Source organism: Desulfobulbaceae bacterium (assembly GCA_015231515.1).
Taxonomy (GTDB): domain Bacteria; phylum Desulfobacterota; class Desulfobulbia; order Desulfobulbales; family VMSU01; genus JADGBM01.
This window is the reverse complement of the sequence record JADGBM010000056.1, coordinates 1-19,720: the sequence shown is the minus strand read 5'-3', so window position 1 is coordinate 19,720 and position 19,720 is coordinate 1. Positions and strand designations below refer to the sequence as shown.

17 protein-coding genes are annotated in these 19,720 nt (G+C 44.9%); 2 read left to right on the top strand and 15 right to left on the bottom strand.

Going from position 1 to position 19,720, the window contains the following annotated elements:
* A partial coding sequence (locus tag HQK80_09865; protein ID MBF0222515.1) for a response regulator occupies positions 1-733 on the top strand: 733 nt, incomplete at its 5' end.
* A 771-nt stretch (positions 734-1,504) separates the two neighbouring features.
* On the top strand, positions 1,505-1,972 hold the full coding sequence (locus tag HQK80_09860) for a hypothetical protein (GenBank protein MBF0222514.1): 468 nt from the start codon (positions 1,505-1,507) through the stop codon (positions 1,970-1,972).
* Between the two features lie 96 nt (positions 1,973-2,068).
* Here the strand turns inward: HQK80_09860 and HQK80_09855 are convergent, their stop codons facing one another.
* The 15 genes from HQK80_09855 to HQK80_09785 form a co-directional block, all read right to left on the bottom strand.
* Positions 2,069-2,236 carry a hypothetical protein gene (locus HQK80_09855; GenBank protein MBF0222513.1) on the bottom strand — a complete coding sequence of 56 codons (168 nt, stop codon included), beginning with the start codon at positions 2,234-2,236 and terminating at the stop codon, positions 2,069-2,071.
* Positions 2,237-2,308: 72 nt separating this feature from the next.
* Positions 2,309-2,539 carry a YheU family protein gene (locus tag HQK80_09850; protein ID MBF0222512.1) on the bottom strand — a complete coding sequence of 77 codons (231 nt, stop codon included), beginning with the start codon at positions 2,537-2,539 and terminating at the stop codon, positions 2,309-2,311.
* A 42-nt stretch (positions 2,540-2,581) separates the two neighbouring features.
* Positions 2,582-4,039: a two-component sensor histidine kinase gene (locus HQK80_09845; GenBank protein MBF0222511.1), complete on the bottom strand. Its 1,458-nt coding sequence runs from the start codon at positions 4,037-4,039 to the stop codon at positions 2,582-2,584.
* Positions 4,036-5,772 (bottom strand): radical SAM protein, encoded by a 1,737-nt coding sequence (locus tag HQK80_09840; GenBank protein ID MBF0222510.1) that lies wholly within the window; start codon positions 5,770-5,772, stop codon positions 4,036-4,038. The genes HQK80_09845 and HQK80_09840 overlap by 4 nt, the downstream gene beginning before the upstream one ends.
* A gap of 125 nt (positions 5,773-5,897) precedes the next feature.
* A complete protein-coding gene (gene ftsZ / locus HQK80_09835) occupies positions 5,898-7,115 on the bottom strand; it encodes a cell division protein FtsZ (GenBank protein ID MBF0222509.1) in 1,218 nt (405 codons plus the stop codon).
* Between the two features lie 131 nt (positions 7,116-7,246).
* A complete protein-coding gene (gene ftsA / locus HQK80_09830) occupies positions 7,247-8,491 on the bottom strand; it encodes a cell division protein FtsA (GenBank protein MBF0222508.1) in 1,245 nt (414 codons plus the stop codon).
* Between the two features lie 126 nt (positions 8,492-8,617).
* A complete protein-coding gene (locus HQK80_09825) occupies positions 8,618-9,472 on the bottom strand; it encodes an FtsQ-type POTRA domain-containing protein (protein MBF0222507.1) in 855 nt (284 codons plus the stop codon).
* Between the two features lie 3 nt (positions 9,473-9,475).
* On the bottom strand, positions 9,476-10,381 hold the full coding sequence (murB, locus tag HQK80_09820) for a UDP-N-acetylmuramate dehydrogenase (protein ID MBF0222506.1): 906 nt from the start codon (positions 10,379-10,381) through the stop codon (positions 9,476-9,478).
* The gene (locus tag HQK80_09815; GenBank protein MBF0222505.1) at positions 10,368-11,768 is read right to left on the bottom strand and encodes a UDP-N-acetylmuramate--L-alanine ligase; all 1,401 of its coding nucleotides are present in this window, start codon (positions 11,766-11,768) and stop codon (positions 10,368-10,370) included. Before HQK80_09815 ends, murB begins: the two co-directional genes overlap by 14 nt.
* A 96-nt stretch (positions 11,769-11,864) precedes the next feature.
* Positions 11,865-12,962 (bottom strand): undecaprenyldiphospho-muramoylpentapeptide beta-N-acetylglucosaminyltransferase, encoded by a 1,098-nt coding sequence (gene murG / locus HQK80_09810; protein MBF0222504.1) that lies wholly within the window; start codon positions 12,960-12,962, stop codon positions 11,865-11,867.
* 19 nt (positions 12,963-12,981) lie between these two features.
* A complete protein-coding gene (murD, locus tag HQK80_09805) occupies positions 12,982-14,373 on the bottom strand; it encodes a UDP-N-acetylmuramoyl-L-alanine--D-glutamate ligase (GenBank protein MBF0222503.1) in 1,392 nt (463 codons plus the stop codon).
* A 15-nt stretch (positions 14,374-14,388) separates the two neighbouring features.
* The gene (locus HQK80_09800) at positions 14,389-15,468 is read right to left on the bottom strand and encodes a phospho-N-acetylmuramoyl-pentapeptide-transferase (protein MBF0222502.1); all 1,080 of its coding nucleotides are present in this window, start codon (positions 15,466-15,468) and stop codon (positions 14,389-14,391) included.
* Positions 15,469-15,476: 8 nt separating this feature from the next.
* Complete coding sequence (locus tag HQK80_09795) at positions 15,477-16,970, bottom strand: UDP-N-acetylmuramoyl-tripeptide--D-alanyl-D-alanine ligase (GenBank protein MBF0222501.1); 1,494 nt, start codon at positions 16,968-16,970, stop codon at positions 15,477-15,479.
* 52 nt (positions 16,971-17,022) lie between these two features.
* The gene (locus HQK80_09790; GenBank protein ID MBF0222500.1) at positions 17,023-18,618 is read right to left on the bottom strand and encodes a UDP-N-acetylmuramoyl-L-alanyl-D-glutamate--2,6-diaminopimelate ligase; all 1,596 of its coding nucleotides are present in this window, start codon (positions 18,616-18,618) and stop codon (positions 17,023-17,025) included.
* 1 nt (position 18,619) lies between these two features.
* The gene (locus HQK80_09785; protein ID MBF0222499.1) at positions 18,620-19,645 is read right to left on the bottom strand and encodes a PASTA domain-containing protein; all 1,026 of its coding nucleotides are present in this window, start codon (positions 19,643-19,645) and stop codon (positions 18,620-18,622) included.
* Between the last annotated feature and the right edge of the window lie 75 nt (positions 19,646-19,720).

Here is a 19,720-nt window from a genome sequence, read left to right as displayed (position 1 = left end):
CGAAGACAACGAGTTCAATCAGCAGGTTGCGCTGGCGGTTCTGAAAAGATTCGGTCAGACAGCGGATATTGCGAACAACGGGAAAGAAGCGGTGGAAATCCTCAAATCAACGCGGTATGACCTGATTCTGATGGACATTGAAATGCCCGAAATGGGTGGTCTGGAAGCAACGAAGATCATCCGGAATTCGAAATCGGAAAACCGGAATGTCCCGATTTTCGCCATGACCGCCCATGCCCTGAAAGGAAGCCGTGAGCGTTTTATCGAAGCCGGAATGAATGACTATCTCACCAAGCCGATTGACCCCGATATGTTATATACCGCCATCCGCTGCCGGTTTGAATCGTCTGAATCTGTTGAAACAAATCTGGATAGCGAATCCTGCCTGTGTAATGATCATGAGAATCGGGAAGTGTTTGACCGGGCGGATTTTATGAAACGCGTGAGCGGAAATAAAACGATGGTAAAGATATTATTGGATTTGTTCCCCGAACAGGTTTTGCAGGAGATCGAAAGATTGAAAACCGCGGTTAGGGAAAATAATGACGAAGCAATCAGGCTGCATGCTCACAGCATCAAAGGCATGGCAGCCAATATTTCCGCAGGCAGACTGAAAGATACGGCTTTTGAAATCGAAACAGCCGGAAAACAGGGCGATACAGAAGCCGTAAATCAGCTTACGGAAAAACTGGAACAGGAAGCGCAGCGGCTTATAATCGTTTTGAATCGTTGACTGAACTGATATGCTTATGCAAAAAATGTTCAAGATCTCCATCATGTCATTACAACAAATTAAATAGCAAATTAAATAGGGTAATTAAATAGGGTAATTAAATAGGGTCAAAAAATTAAATAGAATTAAATAGAGAATTAAATAGGGTCAGAGAATTAAATAGGGTCAGAGCAAAATGATAATTAAATAGGGTCAATTAAATAGCAATAATTAAATTAATTAAATAGGGTCAGAGCAAAATTAAACATTTCAAATTAAATAAAATTAAATAGGGTCAGAGTAAAATTAAACATTTAGTCTGACACTGACCCTAATAATGCTTCCCCGAATAAGGACATAAACTTTCTTAGCACTGCTGCATCATTTACGGTGGCCGTTAGATCACATGGCTTCGTTGTCTTGAGCCAACTAGCCTTCAGCCTACGCCTCATATGATGTTCTTGTTCATCAGCTCGCAAATTCGGAGTCTACGCTTACCTGCTAGCGGCTTCCTCCAGACCATACCTCACGGTAAAGCCCTTGCCATTTGCTAGTAGTTATGGTCATATTGCCCGAGAATTCAGTAACAACTATGACCGTGATCTTCCTACAGAGGACTTTCACCTCATTAGTTTATGCCCATGTCGGGCGTACACAATTTAGTACAGTGGACGCGAAGAGGTCGGGTGGCCTAGACGGGCAAGCACCGGGCGCGCCACTGACCAAGACGTTATGCGTATTACATCAATGTCAGACAGGGCCTCATTAGTTGATAATTTATAAGGTCAAATCATGAAAAAAATATTTACTATTATATTCTCTGGAGTTCATCTGTTAGCGGCTTTAATTCTAATAGCACTATCCCTAATAATTATGGGATGGTCTGTTTGTGAGGTCATTTCCAGCATTGGGGAAAAAACTGATTTTATTCCATTAATACTTCAGTCTGTAGGTGCAATAATCATATCTGCAGCCATTATTGATGTTGCACAGTATATGATGGAAGAAGAAGTATTTATGAATAAAGAGCTTCGTGATCCTGAAGAAGCAAGAAGGACAATTACAAAAATAATTGTAATCATTGCTATTGCAGTTAGCATTGAAGGATTGGTTTATGTGTTTAAAGCAGGAACGAAAGATCTTACCCTTTTGCTGTATCCGGCTTTACTCATTGTGGTATCAGCTATTTTAATTGTGGCACTCGGTGTATATCAAAAGTTAAGTGCAACTATAGAAAAAGTAGAGAAAGAAAACGCATAAGGCATAGTAGGGACACTTCCCGTATTTCTTGGTAATACGGGAAGTGTCCCTAATTAAAAACAGATTTACAAAAAATCCCAGGTTCCCCTGAAGTTGCTACTGTTTCTTTTGCGGTTGCTTATCTTTTGCTTTTTTGACCTGTTGGTCATGTTTCGCAGCACTCTGCTTCTGTTCCTTAGCTTTACCTTTCTTGCCGCCTTTGTCTCCCATCTCTCGCTCCTTTCCTTTTGTTGATAGATTGTTCATGGCAAGCGATAATCTCACCAAGCTCCTCGTCTACCATCATTTATGAATTGTTTGTCGTGTGATCACGGCCATAAAAGGCCCAGCCGGGATTCAGCGGCAGATAACAATATTCGCCGTTTCCGACTTCAGGTCAAACACGACCTTTGCCTTCCGGTCTCGCAGTTGCTGCATGACCTGAGCAACACTACTCTCCAGCGCACCGTCGACATCGCCCCAATCGTTTCCGTCTCTTGTGACAAACTCCTCGACCAAATTCTGCAAGGTCTCCGGTTCGAGCTGCTCGTAGGGGACTTCGACTCCTTCTTCGTGCGAACCGACCAATTTGTCCTCTACATGACTCTCCACAACAAAATCCACTGATAACTATACGTCTGAATGGCCCAGCAGCGGCAGCTCAATCAAAAAGCTCGTTCCCTCGCCTTCGATGCTTTCAGCAGAAATCGCACCATCATGGGCTTCAACTATGTTTTTTACGATCGCCAGCCCCAAGCCGGTACCCCGATTTTTCTGGGTAAAAAAAGGATTAAATATTTGCCCACAAACTTCGTCAGACATACCAATACCGGTATCAGAAATCACAACACACTGCGTTTTCTTTTTACTATTTTCATAAGTCGTAACGCTTAACGTGCCGCCTTTGGGCATTGCTTGTATTGCATTAACCAAGAGGTTTAAAAATGCCTGGTATAAAAAGTTTGAATCTATTCGAATTTGTGGCGCGGTTGTGTCAACAGTGTCTCGTACGACTATATGACCCTTATCGAATTCTGGCCCCATAAAGCCAATAGCCTTGCGTATCACGTCACTTATAAAGGCATACTCAAGGTTCAGCTTTTGTGGGCGAGCAAAATCAAGAAACTCACGAACAATTCCGTCCAACCTCGTCGTTTCATCAATAATAATTGTCGCAAGATGATCATTGCCAGGGGCCAATTTTTTCAGTCTGTTCCTGAGAACTTCCGCAGTACTCCGCACAATCCCCAGGGGGTTTTTAATCTCATGTGACACAGAGGCCACCATCTTACCGAGCCCCGCCAGTCGTTGAGCATGATTAAGCTTTTCTTCGAGCCGCCTTCGCTCCTCAGCACGCTGATCAATTATCCGTTCCCCGCGTGCAACAATTAGCCACAGCACTGCAAAAAGGGCAGACATAACAAGAACAGAACCACCAATAATCACGCCCTGGAGACTGACAATTGCCTCCAGATCGCCAGAAAGATCCTGGACAATTTCAAAAACACCCATAATAGGGCCGGTATTCTGGTTCAATCGCTCTTCCTGACGAAGAGGAATATAGGTTTTAAGTTTACAAACGATGCCCTTTCTGCCCGGCAAAAGACTAAACAGAGAACCTTCAACAAGTAACGTTGAATTGTTTTCTCCAGCCAGAGCTTTGTGATATTCATTCGTTACAAGATCCTTTTTGCCAACCTTATCTAGATTCGTACTATATGAAACAATGCCTTCCTCACGGTCAAAGATTGACACCGACTGAAAGTTCAGACCATGGGTAACGTTTTTAACAATTGTGTCTAGGCGTAAGAACTGATCCTCATTGCGAAGCCCAATTTTTCCATAGCGGATAATAGTTGGCAGAACGAACTGTTGAAAAACCTGGTGATTAAGGTTCTCGGCAAGAACCAGGGCATATGCCTCACTTCGCTCAAGAAGCATTTCCTTAGTATGATCGGAGATAAACCAGACGAGAGTTATCGTGGAGACCATGAACAAGACTAAGGCTGAAAAAGAAAAGTATTTCAGTAAATCAAAAGGTTTATTTGACGAATCAGATTCAGCTGTACTGTTTTTGAGTTCAGTCATTTACAGACTCCGCACTTTCGGCATTTACCTGTCGCCAGGCCGGAGCCGCAGGTAGCAGAGGAGTTCCCGTCCAAAGCTAATTGGTACTCCTTCCAAAGATAGTTTCGTTGTATCCCATGATCAATTATATCCCAAGGAAAAACCTCTGAGAAGTCTCGTTTGCGCATCGCATAAAAACTTGGGTCCAGGCCATTTTTTTTAAATATTTTTTTCCACCCCTTGGGGTGCTGAGATATTTCCGGCAACAGGGCACCAGCCCTTCTATCAGCCCGTGCGAAAACAGCTTGAAAATAGGCGTTATCAGGATGATCGACAGATATCTTAAGGTTATGAAATTTGCTGAACTCTTTTCGCAAAAACTTTATTTTATCCTTAAGATTGACCACATCTTCAAAGGCATGAAACTGAAACGGAGTCCACGCTTTAGGCACAAAGCAATTAATGCTGAGATGAATTTGCGACAGCCGGCCTTTCCTCCGTCCTATCACATTTATCTCTTCCTGAACCTCTCTGACCAAGTTTACAAGCTCAACCAGATCCGCATCTTTTTCCGTTGGTAAACCGATCATAAAATACATCTTAAGTGTCGATATTCCAGTTTCAACGAGTGAACAAGCAGCCGACAGACAGTCCTCTCTGGTAATACCTTTGTTAATTACCCTGCGAACTCTTTCACTGCCACCGTCAGGAGCAATAACTGCAGTTTTAAGCTTACTTTCAGTTAAGAGCTCAAGCAGCGATCCAGAAATCATATCTGCCCGAAGAGAAGAAAAAGATAAACTGCAATTTTCGTTGAGCAGGTATTGCGCTATATGACGCACATCATCCGGACTTGCCATCTCCATTCCCAGCAACCCGACTCGCCCAGCTTCGTCAGGACGAGCTTTGACAGCTTCGATAACTGCATCGGATTTCCATATTCTGGGGCGCCTATAGACGTATCCCGCCGCGCAAAACCTACAGCCTCGGCTACAGCCCCTGCCAAGTTCAACAAGATGTATTTTACTAAACTCAGTTTCAGGGGTTAGTACGATGGAGTGGCCACTGATATCCTTTTCAGGACATTGAATTTTTTGAATGCGAACAGGCGCTGAGCCGCAAACTGTCACAGTATCTATCTGCCCGGACTCCTTATATCTTGGAGTATACAGTGATGGCACGTAGACGCCGGGCAAGGAGTGTGACAGTTCAGCCAAGAGCGGCACCTTGTCAGCTGATGAACAGAACCGTTGGAGATAGATCGCCAAATCACTGGAGATTGCTTCATACTCTCCGATTACAAGAAAGTCAAAAAAGGGGGTAAGTGGCTCCGGATTAATAAACGTCGCAACACCGCCACCAACTACCAAGGGACTTCCTGGCCCAATTTTATTAGGCCGTTTTGACGCAAAAGGCTCTATACCACCGGCACTGAGCAAGCCAACCACATTGGGAAAGTCCTGCTCGAAGCTAACAGAGAACATAATGACCGAAAAATCCTTAAGCGGTCGATTGGACTCAATAGAATGAGGCGTCACACCGGGCTCAAAAAAAACTCGCTCGCAGACAATATACTCTTCAGAGTTAAGCAGTGAATAAACAATCTGAAAGCCGAGGTTTGACATCCCGACATAATAGGAGTTTGGAAATACGAGAGCAACAGGCAGTTTATCCTTCCACTTTTTCTTAAAACTGCCTGTTTCTGTGTCAAAAAGAGTCGATGGTGATTGCTGGTTCCGGCGGCTATCGCGCATAGAACCAACTTTGACAAACTACACTAGAGCCACTAGTAAAAGTCACCATGGGGTATCTGAGGTTACTTACAAAACACAGGTATCTTTATTATATGAGCACTCACTATCTGCCGTAGCACAAAAAATTAGTTCTCATTGCGTCGAATAAATGTGGGTCGATCCAGTTCATCCTCATCATCAAAAATGTTCTGTTGGTGCCTAAAGTTTGAATGGAGCACTTTTCTCCGCATCTGACCTGAACCATATTCGATTCCATCCTGTCGCTCAGGCTCAGACTGCTCACCGTGAAGTGGTAATGGCTGAGGCTTGGCAGTACTGCCGACATTCTCGTTAAGCGGTTTCATCGCTTTCAATCTTGGGGCCGACAACGAATCGAGGGTTTCAGCAGCTTGAATTCCCGTAGCAATAACGGTTACCCTCATCGCCTCACCGAGTGATTCATCAAATATAACACCAAGAATAATATTGGCATCATCATGAACTTCCTCATAAATCCTGGTGGTCGCTTCAGTTACCTCTGCCATAGTCAAAGAGTCTTCCCGTGCGGAGATATTAACCAGAACGCCTCTAGCGCCATCAATACTGATATCCTGCAACAATGGACTGGCAATGGCCATATTAACCGCTGCCGTCGCCCGATTTTCTCCGATGCCCTCGCCAGCACCCATCAATGCAGGACCCATCTCGTTCATTATTGCACGCACATCAGCAAAATCCGGATTGATATAACCACGCAAATTAATCAAGTCGGTTATACCTTTTACGGCCTGAACCAGAACATCATCTGCCATTTTCATTCCGCTAAGAAAGGTGGTGTTCTTATCGGTAAGAGCGAGAAGCCGGTCATTGGGTATGGTAATAATTGTATCGACATGCTCTTTAAGCTTCTGCCAACCTTTTTCGGCATTTCTAGCGCGAGCCCTTCCTTCAAACATGAATGGTTTGGTCACAACTCCAACGGTCAGGGCGCCAAGCTCTCGGCTTACCCTTGCGACTACAGGTGCCGCACCTGTTCCGGTTCCACCACCAAGACCTGCGGTGACAAAAACCATATCAGCACCAGCCAAAGCCTCACGAATTTCCTGGATACTCTCTTCCGCCGAGTCGCAGCCAAGGTCTGGATTAGCACCAGCCCCTAGCCCCTTTGCCTTTTTGGGGCCGAGCTGAATACGAATATCTGCTTTTGATACCTCTAAAGCCTGCAGGTCGGTATTTCCCGCTATAAACTCAACCCCAGCTATTTTGCTTTCCAGCATCGTATTAACGGCGTTACCGCCGCCGCCACCGACACCGATTACCTTTATTTTGGCTCGAGTATCAACTTCAACAAATTCAAAAGTCATAAATCCCCTCCATGGCAATTGCCCAGATCAGGACCAGACTCGTCCTGGCAAACCTTTTGTCTGTCAAATTGTGCCCGCTTATATTTCGAAATTTAACTTTCATTTTCCACTCAAAATTACTCTAGTTCAGGTTAGAACATCTTACCGAAAATACCTTTGATTTGGCTACTAAATTTACCCATCATTTTTTTATTTTTTCTTCTCTGGGCAAACTCATCTTTTTTGCCAATACCATACTTAACCAACCCCACTCCGGTAGCACATTGTGGTGTTTTTACTATATCTGTCACTCCACCAATACCGAAAGGTACACCTATCCTCACCGGCAGATCAAATATCTGCTCGGCCAGCTCCTGAATATTCTCTAACAAAGCAGTGCCACCGGTAAGAACAAGGCCCGAGGTGGCATAATCCTTATAACGCGTTTCATTCTGAGCTATCATATTCATCTCTCTGTTGACCAGACTCAGCATCTCTTCAATTCGCGGCTCAAGAATTTCCCCCATAACCTTGCGGGAAAGCTTTCGTGGGGTACGCCCTCCCACACTGGGCACCTCAATAGACTGATCTTTATCAATCATCGATGACAGTGCGCAGCCATATATTTCTTTGAGTTGTTCAGCTTCCTTCATGGGGGTACGAAGCCCTATAGACAGATCATTAGTCAGATTTTGACCGCCCAGCCCCAGAACATAGGTATGTTTAATGGCGCCCTCTGAAAAGATCGCCAGATCAGATGTTCCACCGCCGATATCAAGAAGCCCAACACCTAGCTCCATCTCCTCGTTGGTTAAAACTGCAGTAGCTGAAGCAAGGGGCTCCAAAACTACGCTGGCAACTTCCAAGCCTGCCCGATTGCAGCACTTTACTATGTTATGAATGGCCGTTGCTGATCCAGTCACAATATGGACATTTGCTTCCAACCTGACCCCGGTCATGCCATTGGGGTCTTGAATTCCAGTGTGGTCATCGACAGTAAAATTCTGAGGCAGCACATGGATAATTTTCTGATCGGGTGGTATTGGAACAGCTCTGGCTGCCTCAACCACCCTTTCAATATCATTCCGGCAAATTTCATCGTGCTGAATTGCTATAAGCCCATGACTGTTGAAACCCTTAATATGACTACCAGCAATACCGACATATACAGTTGTAATCTCACAACCAGCCATCATCTCAGCTTCTTCAACAGCCTTGGTAATTGATCTGACTGTACTTTCAATATTAACAACAACGCCTTTCCTGAGACCGATTGATGGATGTATCCCTACACCCACGATATCAACTTTGTTGCCTGAAGCTTCGCCGACTATCGCACAAATTTTTGTGGTACCAATGTCCAACCCGACAATCAGCTCTGTTTGATCTTGCCCCATTACCTCACCTTTATCCGGCCTTTTCGGAGTCGGATATCACCAGGGTACAGCTTGCCTACCCTCAAGTTTACGCCAACTACAAAGTAAATGAAAAACCTTTTTGATTCAATACTTTATTCTACAAATTCAACTATTATTTTTACCAACCAGAACCTTATTTTCTAAGTAATCCAAGCGGATATAATCAATATTGGCAAACTCTTTTTTTTTATAGAGCCAGTATAATACTTTTTTTAAACGTTCGAACTTTTGTCTACTGGCATCATCACCTAAAAAAATCGGAAAAGGCCTGTCAGTGAGGAACAAAACCAGCTTATTTTCTTTGTCATAATTAATTTGTGAAATATTTTGCCTGGGAAACGAAGAACTGCCACTGCTCGCAAAGCCAGTGAGCCCTAAGGCCTCGTTAATTTTTTGACTGTCAACTACCTCCACCTCCCCAGCAGCTGAGACCCTGACCATATCTTCCATGCCGCTAAAAACCGGGTAGTCAAGATCAAAACCACCCTCAACTTTCGTAAATACAGCTGCAGTTTTGTCTATGTAATATATTCCTTTATCAGTATTGATAATTGCCAACGGCTTTCTTTCACGAACATCTACCGTGAGCACATTCGGCCATTTTTTCTTAACAATTGCTCGCTCCACCCAGGCATGCGACTCAATATTTTTTCTTATGAGTTCTGTTTTAACCGTTAATAGATTTGAATAAATATCAAGACCGGATAGTTTAACAATTTCAGCCTTTCTTACTTCGTGGTTACCATTAATCCTAAGCGAACTTATTTGAAAAAAGTCAGAAGTTCCTAAAAATTTAAAAGCAACAACTGAAGCTACCAGAACAGCACAAAGACTGAACAGACCGGCTATAAACAAGGTGATGGTTTTCTTTTTCGCAGCCGGAGTCATTAAACTCCACCTCCGAGCCAGCCAGTTTCCTGTCGAGTGCTTATCTCTTACTTTTACTCTTCGCTTGCCCACCGATTACCACCTTCCAATAAATTTCACCTCCGGCACAAGTTCAACTGCAAACAGATCAGCCACTTTCTGCTGGACGACGGTCATTAAATCAACAAAATCTACCGCCTTAGCACTACCGGTATTAACAAAAAAATTGGCATGTTTTCTGGAAACCTGTGCACCACCAATGGTTAATCCCTTCAGGCCTGCTTTCTCAATGAGCATGCCGGCTGGAATGCCCTTTATATTTTTAAAAAACGAACCGGCACTCGCCAGCCCTTTGGGCTGTTTTTCATTACGCTGACGAATATACTCGCCACTCTTAGCAGCGATCTCTTTCGTTGGGCAGTGCGAAAGATTAAGTGTGGCGGAGACAACGACCCGGCCCGCTTTTTTGTTCCACTTTCTGTACTGAAAATCATCAGCAGATAGGAGTTCCGCAGTAAGCTGCCCGTCGGCCCCCATCACTTCAAGACTGTGCAGAACATCTTTCATTTCATGCCCCCACGCTCCAGCATTCATTACAACTGCCCCCCCGACCGAACCAGGAATCCCAGCCGTAAATTCTAAACCGGACATAGAGCGATCCGCACACCACTTACCAAGTTTTGCCAGACTGCAACCAGCTTCAACAGTAACCCTTCCTTCTTCATCCTGCCAAATTGCAGCGAATTCCGGACCAAGTAGAATAACCACACCGTCAACGCCTTCATCTGCCACCACAACATTGCTTCCATGGCCCAGAATCTGCCATGGCACCGCCTCTAAAGAAAGTTTTTCGATTAACTGTTGCAACTGCCTTGCAGATCCCGGCTTGATAAGGGCATCTGCAGGGCCTCCGACTTTAAGAGTTGTATACTCACTCAGTGGGCAGTCCCAGCAGATATCGTTGTCCCAACAGTTTTTAATTGTCTCCTTATAACTTCTCACTTTTCAGATTCGCATCCTTCAGGTTATCCAGCACCTGTTCTCCAATCTGCCACACATTACCCGCCCCAAGGGTCAAGAACACGTCAGCGCTTTCCAGGTATGGCAGCAACTGATCTACAGCCTTATTGAGGTCAGTAACGTAATAAACATTTTTTTGGCCATGGACTTTGATTTTGTCAATTAAAGTCAGGCTGGTTACCCCCTCGATAGGATCTTCACTGGCCGGATAGATGTCACCGATAAATAACATATCAGCATCATGAAATGCGGTTGAGAACTCTTTAAATAATGCCTGGGTGCGCGTATATCGATGGGGCTGAAACAAGACGACTATTCTCCTCTTCGGCCATGCTAAGCGCATTGCCGACAACGTCGCCCTGATCTCAGTCGGGTGGTGGCCGTAATCATCCACCACCGTAACTCCTTTGACCTCTCCCTTGACCTGTAATCGGCGCTGAACACCAGTAAAACTTTCCAAACCTTTCTTAATTACATCAAAGTCGATATCAAGTTCCAGACCCACAGCTACTGCAGCCAGTGCGTTATAAACGTTATGTGTTCCTGCAAAATTAATTTTAATTTCACCAAGTACCTTATTATTGCCACAAACTTCAAACCGTGAAGTTAAGCCCTCAGTTTCAATGCCCCTGGCATGTAAATCAGCTTGGGCGGTCAAACCATAGGTGATCACACGCTTTTTTATCTGTGGCATCAACTCGACAATATTGGCATCGTCCAGGCATATAACGGCGGCACCATAAAAAGGGATTTTATTGATGAACTGCAAAAACACCGCCTTAATCTCTTCAATACCGCTGTAATAATCAAGATGCTCAAGGTCAATATTGGTCACAACCTCTACTACGGGAGACAAATGCAAGAACGACCCATCACTTTCGTCGGCCTCAGCCACTAAGAACTCGCCATCACCAAGCTTGGCGTTGCTGCCGAAATTATCAACCTGACCGCCAATCACCACAGTAGGGTCTAAGCCAGCTTGAGCCAGCATCCACCCTGTCATCGATGTCGTAGTGGTTTTACCATGGCTTCCGGCTACGGCAATTCCATACTTTTTTAAACGCATCAATTCGGCCAGCATCTCCGCTCTTGGAATAACTGGAATCAAGGCCTCATTGGCTGCAACTATTTCCGGGTTATTCTTGCGAACCGCAGTGGAGGTGACGACAACATCGGCACCCTTCACCCACTCACCGCGATGACCGATATTGATGATGCCGCCAAGTTTTGCCAATCTGCGCGTTATATCACTTTCCCTGAGATCAGAGCCGCTGACAGTGTAGTGAAGATTTAACAGCAACTCAGCAATACCACTCATGCCGATTCCGCCTATACCGACAAAATGAATATGTTTATTTTTTTTATACATTTTTCACAGAACGTCTACGTTGTGATGCACTGGTGCTTGCAGAAACAGTGAACCCTCAGTTATTTTTGAACGACAGCTTATAATAGTCAACACCCATCATGCTTCTTTTTGCCTCAATAATGTCAAGGCCTGATCAACGATTGCCTGGGCAGCATGTGGCCTTGCAAGCGCCCCACTTGATTTTGCCATTTTGTGCCGTGCTTCCTCGCTAAGTAGAAGTGACAGCAACTCAACACTAAGTATTTCCGGCGTCAGATCAGCTTCCAGAAACATCTTGGCAGCGCCGCTATCAACAAGAATCTGGGCATTTTTTTGTTGATGATTATCTGCCGCATATGGAAATGGGATCAAAAGCATCGGCAACTGAAGCGCTGTCAACTCGGCTAATGTTGTAGCTCCGGCCCGGGACAGCACCAGTGTAGCCTCGCTATAAACCTCTTTCATTGAACTGAAAAAGGCTGTAACCCTGGCTGAAATTCCTATCCTACCATACTCTTGCCTCACATCTTCCTCGTCTGCAACCCCGGTTTGATGAATAACAGTAAAACCTTCAGGCAATCTTGTTTTAATCAAATCTAAAGCAGGCGGCACAATCCGGTTGACACTATGAGCCCCCTGACTTCCTCCTAAAACGACTAACGTTGGGGCATTCGAACTCTGTTTTTCAGCCAAAATATCAAGTATATCTTTCCGAATCGGGTTTCCGCTCAAAAAACATTTTTCTTCTGGAAAAAACCGCTCACTGCCCGGTAATGAGAGAAAAATTCTATCTACAACTCCACCAATCTTTCTGTTTGCCATACCTGGGACGGAGTTCTGCTCGTGAATACAGGTTGGTACACCCAATAATCGGGCCGCAACAAGGACTGGACCTGTTACATAGCCACCCACCCCGAAAACCAGATCAGGTTTAATGTTTCGCAATACAAGTAATGATTCCAGAAGACTTACAGGCAGAAGGCCGATAGATTTCAGTTTTGCCCATAATCCGGAACCTTTTAAAGGCTTGCAATGTATCGTTCTGGTGTCAAATCCATACATTTCCATTGCCTGTTTGTCTATTCTGCGCTCGGTACCAATAAATACTATACGGGTTTGATGGTCTCTGGCGATCATCTCCTGAGCGATGGCAATTCCCGGAAAGATATGGCCTCCGGTACCTCCGCCTGTAATGACAACCGTTAAAGTCTTCATAGTTTTGCCTTCCGCCCAATTAAGCAACAAGCTCTGAAACAATTTTCTCGAAAACTTCACCGCGATGTACGTAGCTGTCAAACATGTCAAAGCTCGCACAGGCAGGAGAAAAAAGTACAATATCTCCAGGAACAGACAACTCGTGGGCTCGATGCACCGCCTCGACAAGTGACGAACAGCATTCAACCTTGGTAACCTGTTCGAAAGTCTCTGCCATTAATGCCTTAGACTCACCAATAAGCAACATCAACCGTACTTTTTCGGAAACTTCCTTTTTTAGCAGGTTGAAATCTCCGCCCTTATCACGCCCTCCGGCAATCAAGATAACCGGCATTGAGAAAGCCTTGAGGGCTGCCTGCAAGGCACCAATATTTGTGGCCTTTGAATCATTATAATAGCGTACGCCGTTAACTTCTTTGACCAGCGTCATTCGATGCGCGAGGGCAACAAACTTTCTCAGTCCATGGTTTATAGCCTCAACAGAACATCCGGCGACCAGGCATGACAAAATGGCGGCTGCAGCATTTTCCTTATTGGGAAAGTTCATAAATACGGTGCTGGACAGATCAAAATCACACCTCACTCCGCCAACAGCACATTCCACACCAGTATCACAATACCAGGCGCCATCCCCATTTAATCGGCCCTGGCCAAAGGCAAGGGTTCGTCTTTTAGGATTGTTAACAACAAAAATGTGCTGATCCTGAACCAACGCACAGACAACTGGATCGTCCGAGTTATAAATCACAACATCATTGACGCCCTGGTGAGCAAAAAGATTCATTTTAGCGTGAGCATACTCTTCTACGCTGCCGTATCGATCGAGGTGATCCGGGGTAAGATTTAAAAAGAGCCCGATATCAGGTCGAAAACTCCCCGCTGTATCCAGCTGAAAACTGCTTACCTCCAGAACAAGCCAATCTGCACTTTGATCGCCTATCAGATAATCGGTCAATGGGATACCGATGTTTCCGCCTACAAAAACCTTCTTGCCGCTTGCCTTGACAATATCGCCGATCAAGGTCGTGGTTGTTGTTTTTCCGTTTGTGCCGGTTATTGCAATCACCGGGGTTTTCAAATAATGCGGAGCCAATGCTAATTCTCCACAAACGGGGGTTCCTTGCGAGCGGACAAAATCCAGAATCGGCAAAGTATGTGGAACTCCGGGACTTAACAGCACAAGATCAGTGCCACTGAAAAACTTTTCACTATGACCACCGAACTCTACCTCTATATTCATGGAGTTGAGCCAGTCAACCACGTGCTGAGGTGGATTTTGTTTTGAATCTGACAGTTTAACTTTCGCACCCAGTTTAAGAAAAAAACGCACAGCTGACAGGCCGGACTTGCCAAGACCAACGATCAGTACCGTGTCGCCAAGCGCAACAGGTTTCAAAAGACAATCCGCCATAATTTCCACCGTAAATCAGCGAAGCTTTAAAGTCGCGAGAGCTGATAAACCAAGAATAATTGAAACTATCCAAAAACGGACAACAACTTTTGGCTCTGTCCATCCTTTCTTTTCATAATGATGGTGAAATGGGGCCATCAAAAAAATTCGCTTTCCACCGCTCATTTTAAAAAATCCAACCTGCAAAATAACGGACAGTGCCTCCATTACAAAAACACCACCAACAAGCACAAGTAAAATCTCCTGCTTGGTCATAACTGCCACACAACCTAAGGCTGCACCCAGGGACAAAGAGCCAGTATCACCCATAAAGATTTGAGCTGGAAAGGTGTTGAACCATAAAAAGCCCAAACTTGCACCCACCATAGCTCCACAAAATATTGCGATTTCACCGGCACCCGACACAAAAGGAATTTGCAGATACGATGCCAGGGTTGCATGCCCGGCAAGATACGAAAAAACGAGGTACACGGCACTGGTGACGACTGTTGGCCCGGAAGCCAATCCGTCAAGCCCATCAGTCAGGTTGACTGCATTCGAGGCACCCACAACAACCAGGATCACAAAAACCATGTAGAACATACCTAAATCAGGACTGAAATTCTTAAAAAACGGCAGCACGATTTCTGTATTTATAGCGGGGTTCTTGAAGATAAACCACGACGCGGTTAATGCCCCAGCCCCCTGGAGCAGGAGCTTTTCCTTCGGGCTTAACCCCTTGCTGTTTTGTTTTTTAATTTTTCGATAGTCGTCGTAACCACCTATTAAGGCAAACCAGAGTGTTACAATGAGAATTATCCAGACATGAGGGTTCATTAAATCAACCCACAGCAGAGTCGTCATACTCAAGGCAAAAATAATGAGCACCCCTCCCATGGTCGGCACTCCTTGCTTGGAGAAGTGACTCTGTGGTCCATCAGCACGAATAACCTGCCCGATTTCCAACTTTTTCAAATATTTAATAAACGTTGGCCCAACCAGCAGGACAATCAAAAATGCAGTGACTGTTGCCCCTACACAGCGAAAAGTAATATAACGAAATACATTAAAGCCGCTGAATACAGTATGGAGTGGATAGAGAAAATGATAAAACATATTGTACCTTAGCGGTTAACTTTAATTTGACATTCCAGCTCTTTAATCACCTCTTCCATATGCATTCCGCGTGAGCCTTTCACGAGAACGATATCACCACTACGAAGGGCATCCTTTTCTAGGAGTTCGATAATATGAGTGGCCAAATCTGTTTTTGTTTGAAACTTCAGTGCCCTTTCCAAACTCATCCCAGCACTTCTGGCGGCAACGACCATGGTTTCAGCATAAGCACCGACAGCAAAAAGATAATCAAACCCTGACCATGCAGCCAGTTCCCCGATTTGACTATGTTCCTGTTCACTGCAATCGCCCAATTCAAGCATGTCTCCAAGAACTGCAACAGTCTTACTTCCTTTCCGTATCCCTTGTACTGTTGCTAATGCTGCTTGCATGGACGCTGGGTTGGCGTTATAGCTGTCGTTTATGACTGTCAGGCCACCGGACAACTCCTGAATCCCCAATCTGTTTGATTGTGACGTAAACGATTCCAACCCCGATACTATTTCAGATATTTCTGCACCTGCTGCGTAAGCCATAGCCGCTGCCGCCAAACTATTTAAAACATTATGTTCACCCATTGCATTTAAATGTACTCTGGCCTTTTGATTGCCAATATGAAGCGTAAAATCAACACCATCCTGGCCCTTGGCAACAAAATGGGTAGAGCGCACATCAGCTTTCAACTGCTGCCCAAAGGTTACCTTTTCATTTTTACATTTCCTTGCCAGCTTCCGTACCAACGGATCTTCGAGATTTATCACCAGTACAGCTGAAGAGCGACAGCTTTCAAACAACTCTCCTTTAGCTGCCGCCACGCCTTCAATGCTGCCCAGACCTTCCAGGTGGGCTGCCTGCACGTTGTTAATGCAGACAATATCAGGATCGGCAATCTCTGCGAGCCGTGCGATTTCACCTGGCCTGTTCATCCCCATTTCGAGTACAACGTACTCATGTCGATAATTAACAGGAAGAAGAGAAAGCGGAAGGCCCACTAAATTATTAAAATTGCCCTGCGTCTTTAAGACATTGCCGCGTTTCTCCAAGATAGATGCAGTCATCTCCTTGACTGTGGTCTTCCCAGAGCTTCCGGTTAAGGCAATCACTTTTATGCCCCGCAGCAAGTTCCTGCGATACCGGGCCAAATCACCTAATGCGAGTAATGTGTTCTCAACCTGCACAACAGGAACTGGCAGGTAACTCTCAATCGATTTAGTTACTATCACCCCGGCGGCACCTTTTTTTATAGCCTGCCCAACAAAAGCGGTTCCGTCGAAATTATCACCAACCAGTGCCAAAAACATATCACCCGGCTTGATCGCCCTGCTATCGGTAGAGATACTACGGAAACCAGCGTGGGCGCTACCGGAAACCAATCTGCCGCCGGTTGCTAGAAGAATTTGATTTAATGTCCAGGATGGGTTTTCCTTTGTTGCAAATCCGTACCCAAATCCTGCCTCAACAATTGTAGTTGACCCTGCAAATCTGTTTTGCATTGAAGACATTACGGCTTCCATATTTCCCCCTTGGCATTACCCTGCACGGTAACGCTGACCATTAGTGGACATTCGCTAAATACCTACGAACTTCCTGTCGATCATCGAAAAACACCTTTCCCTCTTTTGTTATCTGGTAGTTTTCATGTCCCTTACCACATACCAGAATAACATCTCCCTTTCCTGCACAGTTTATAGCAATTCGAATAGCTTCACTTCGATCACGAACCGCAATGTACCCATTTTTGATTGTTCCGTTTTTATCATAATGGGTTTGCATTTTACTTGAAGACTCAACTCCCCGGCAAATCTCACGTATTATTTCGTCAGCTTCTTCTGTACGCGAGTTGTCTGTTGTTACTACAACAACATCTGCCAACCTACCGGCAATCTCTCCCATCAGAAATCGTTTGCCCTGATCTCTATCACCACCACAACCAAAGACCAGAAAGATTCTCTCCTTCTTTATAATTTGAACCGCGTTAAGAACATTTTCCAAGGCGTCTGGCGTATGGGCATAGTCAACAAAGACCGTTAAAGCCTCTACGTTGTTTTGACCCGGCGAGAAACAGACTCTTTCCATTCTTCCAGGAACCACAGTGACCCCACTGATTCCTGCTCCAATTGCCTTTTGGTCAAAGCCGAGGCTAATTGCGACAGCCCCCGCGCCTAAAATGTTTTTGGCGTTAAAGTCACCAACAAGTTGCGAGGTAAAGTCGATGCGTTTTGTCTTGGCGTAAATTGATCCGCAAAGCCCGCTGAAACTTGATTTCTGGAGTTCAACATGGATATCGGCCTGTTGGTTTTTACCGCAGGTTTGAACATTTATTAATGGTTGATCCCCATTGGCACCTGCGCAACATTGTAACTCCTTGGCTAAACGCTCTCCCCAGTTTTCATTGCCGGTAGCAGCGCTGCTATCTTCGTCTAAAATAAGGCAGGCAAACCCGCCATCTTTCAGGTACTCAGTGAAAAGCTTTTTTTTAGCAGAATAATACGACTCCATGTCAGCGTGGTAATCAAGATGATCGCGAGTCAAGTTGGTAAAAAGTGCAGCATCAAACTTCAAGCCCTCCAGCCGTTTCTGCTCCAAGGCATGAGACGACACTTCCATGACTACATGAGTCACACCACTATCCTTCATCAAACGTAATGTTTTTTGCAGATTAACCGGTTCGGGGGTTGTGTGTGTTGCAGCTATCTCATTACCACCGAAACGATAATTTATTGTGCCAATGACCCCTGGTTTCCCCCCAGCGCATGTTATAATATTCTCTAAAATATAGGTAGTCGTCGTCTTCCCGTTCGTACCGGTTACACCAACAAGAGACATTCCCTGGGCTGGATTTCCGTAGAGGGCTACAGCTAAATCACCCAGCGCTTTCCTCGTATCCTCAACACCTATGAGTGGTACCTCTATGCTGGTTCTATTTTCAGCCGCCCACCGTCTATCTGCCACAACGGCAACACAACCGTTACAAATTGCTCGATCAATAAACTCATGACCATCAACTGCGCCCCCATTGATCGCAACAAATAGTGTACCGGGGGTTACTTGTCTCGAATCTGAGGTAATTTCATGCACACCGATCTTGTCATAATCCTTTGTGCTAACTGCTATTTCAAGGTGTGCAAGAATATCCATCAGTGATTTCATTTTAAAATTTCAACTCAAGTACTAGATTTTGATTTTTAGTGATTTTTGATCCAGGCTTAATTGATTGCCGGACTATTTTTCCGGCACCCTGAACTGATATGTTCAGGTCAAATCCGTTAATCTCCTGAAAGGCTTTTCTCAGACTTAAGCCTCGGATATCCGGCATCACATCCTGACTTTCAACATGAGTTGCAGTCTCACCTGAAGTTGATGTGTTTTTTTGCCCCTTACTCCACTTGACAAAGGCCTCTTGATAGGTCAGTGCCTTTGGTGTTCCACCAGAGTTCCTGATATTTTTGACCAGTAGTTTCTTTCCCTTATCGAGGATTTCATAAGCAAATTTACGAAAAGGTGATGATTCCTCAGTATTCACCCGCGCTCCCTCAACAATTAAACCAAGTGTCAATTGCGGCTCTCCCTTTAGCGTACCGCCCAAAAGAATACTATTGCCCCGCTTTTCAGCCGGAGATACTTCCTTTGCGATCGTATCATTTTCGTGAGCAGAAGAGACCCCGTCAATATCGATCTCTTCCTCAATTTCAGCACTCGAGTTAAAGGCCTCAACAAAGATCAACTCCCGAGTTCCTGGCGGGTTCGAACTTTTCAAGAGCGCTTTAATATTCTCTCCAGCGAGTTCACCAACCCCTTTTTTTAGCTCTTTCACATTTACACTAAGAACCCTCTTTTCCGAATCAAGCCAGACCCCATGAACAACTTGTGGCTGTATTTTTGATCCACCATTTATCAGTTGACTAAAACCGCTGGTCAAGCCCATCAGATTCGACAGAAAGGATGGATCAGTAACATCACATTTTTGACTATCCTCGCCTTCACGGTCTTTTTGCCAGTTTTGATCACTTAAATAACTCGTCTCACCAATGCCAATTTCTTGACAAAACTCTTCTCTCACCTCTTTTTCAGCTACAAACCCGTTTGGCCACTCAATCAGGGGAGCAACATAGTCATTATCCCCCCATTTTTGCCAACCCGAGTTCGCAGAAGACTTGCCACTCATTATTTTTTTCATCAATCGCGGCTCAATTACTCTCTGAGCAACCTCTGCTGTATCGAACACTTGCGAGGCAAACTGATTTCCACTATA

Bases quoted from the DNA above. Each gene is read 5' to 3' on its own strand.
- HQK80_09860 (MBF0222514.1), top strand. From the start codon at position 1,505: ATGAAAAAAATATTTACTATTATATTCTCTGGAGTTCATCTGTTAGCG.
- HQK80_09845 (MBF0222511.1), bottom strand. From the start codon at position 4,039: ATGACTGAACTCAAAAACAGTACAGCTGAATCTGATTCGTCAAATAAA.
- HQK80_09840 (MBF0222510.1), bottom strand. From the start codon at position 5,772: ATGCGCGATAGCCGCCGGAACCAGCAATCACCATCGACTCTTTTTGAC.
- ftsZ (MBF0222509.1), bottom strand. From the start codon at position 7,115: ATGACTTTTGAATTTGTTGAAGTTGATACTCGAGCCAAAATAAAGGTA.
- ftsA (MBF0222508.1), bottom strand. From the start codon at position 8,491: ATGGGGCAAGATCAAACAGAGCTGATTGTCGGGTTGGACATTGGTACC.
- HQK80_09815 (MBF0222505.1), bottom strand. From the start codon at position 11,768: ATGTATAAAAAAAATAAACATATTCATTTTGTCGGTATAGGCGGAATC.
- murG (MBF0222504.1), bottom strand. From the start codon at position 12,962: ATGAAGACTTTAACGGTTGTCATTACAGGCGGAGGTACCGGAGGCCAT.
- murD (MBF0222503.1), bottom strand. From the start codon at position 14,373: ATGGCGGATTGTCTTTTGAAACCTGTTGCGCTTGGCGACACGGTACTG.
- HQK80_09800 (MBF0222502.1), bottom strand. From the start codon at position 15,468: ATGTTTTATCATTTTCTCTATCCACTCCATACTGTATTCAGCGGCTTT.
- HQK80_09795 (MBF0222501.1), bottom strand. From the start codon at position 16,970: ATGTCTTCAATGCAAAACAGATTTGCAGGGTCAACTACAATTGTTGAG.
- HQK80_09790 (MBF0222500.1), bottom strand. From the start codon at position 18,618: ATGAAATCACTGATGGATATTCTTGCACACCTTGAAATAGCAGTTAGC.
- HQK80_09785 (MBF0222499.1), bottom strand. From the start codon at position 19,645: ATGAAAAAAATAATGAGTGGCAAGTCTTCTGCGAACTCGGGTTGGCAA.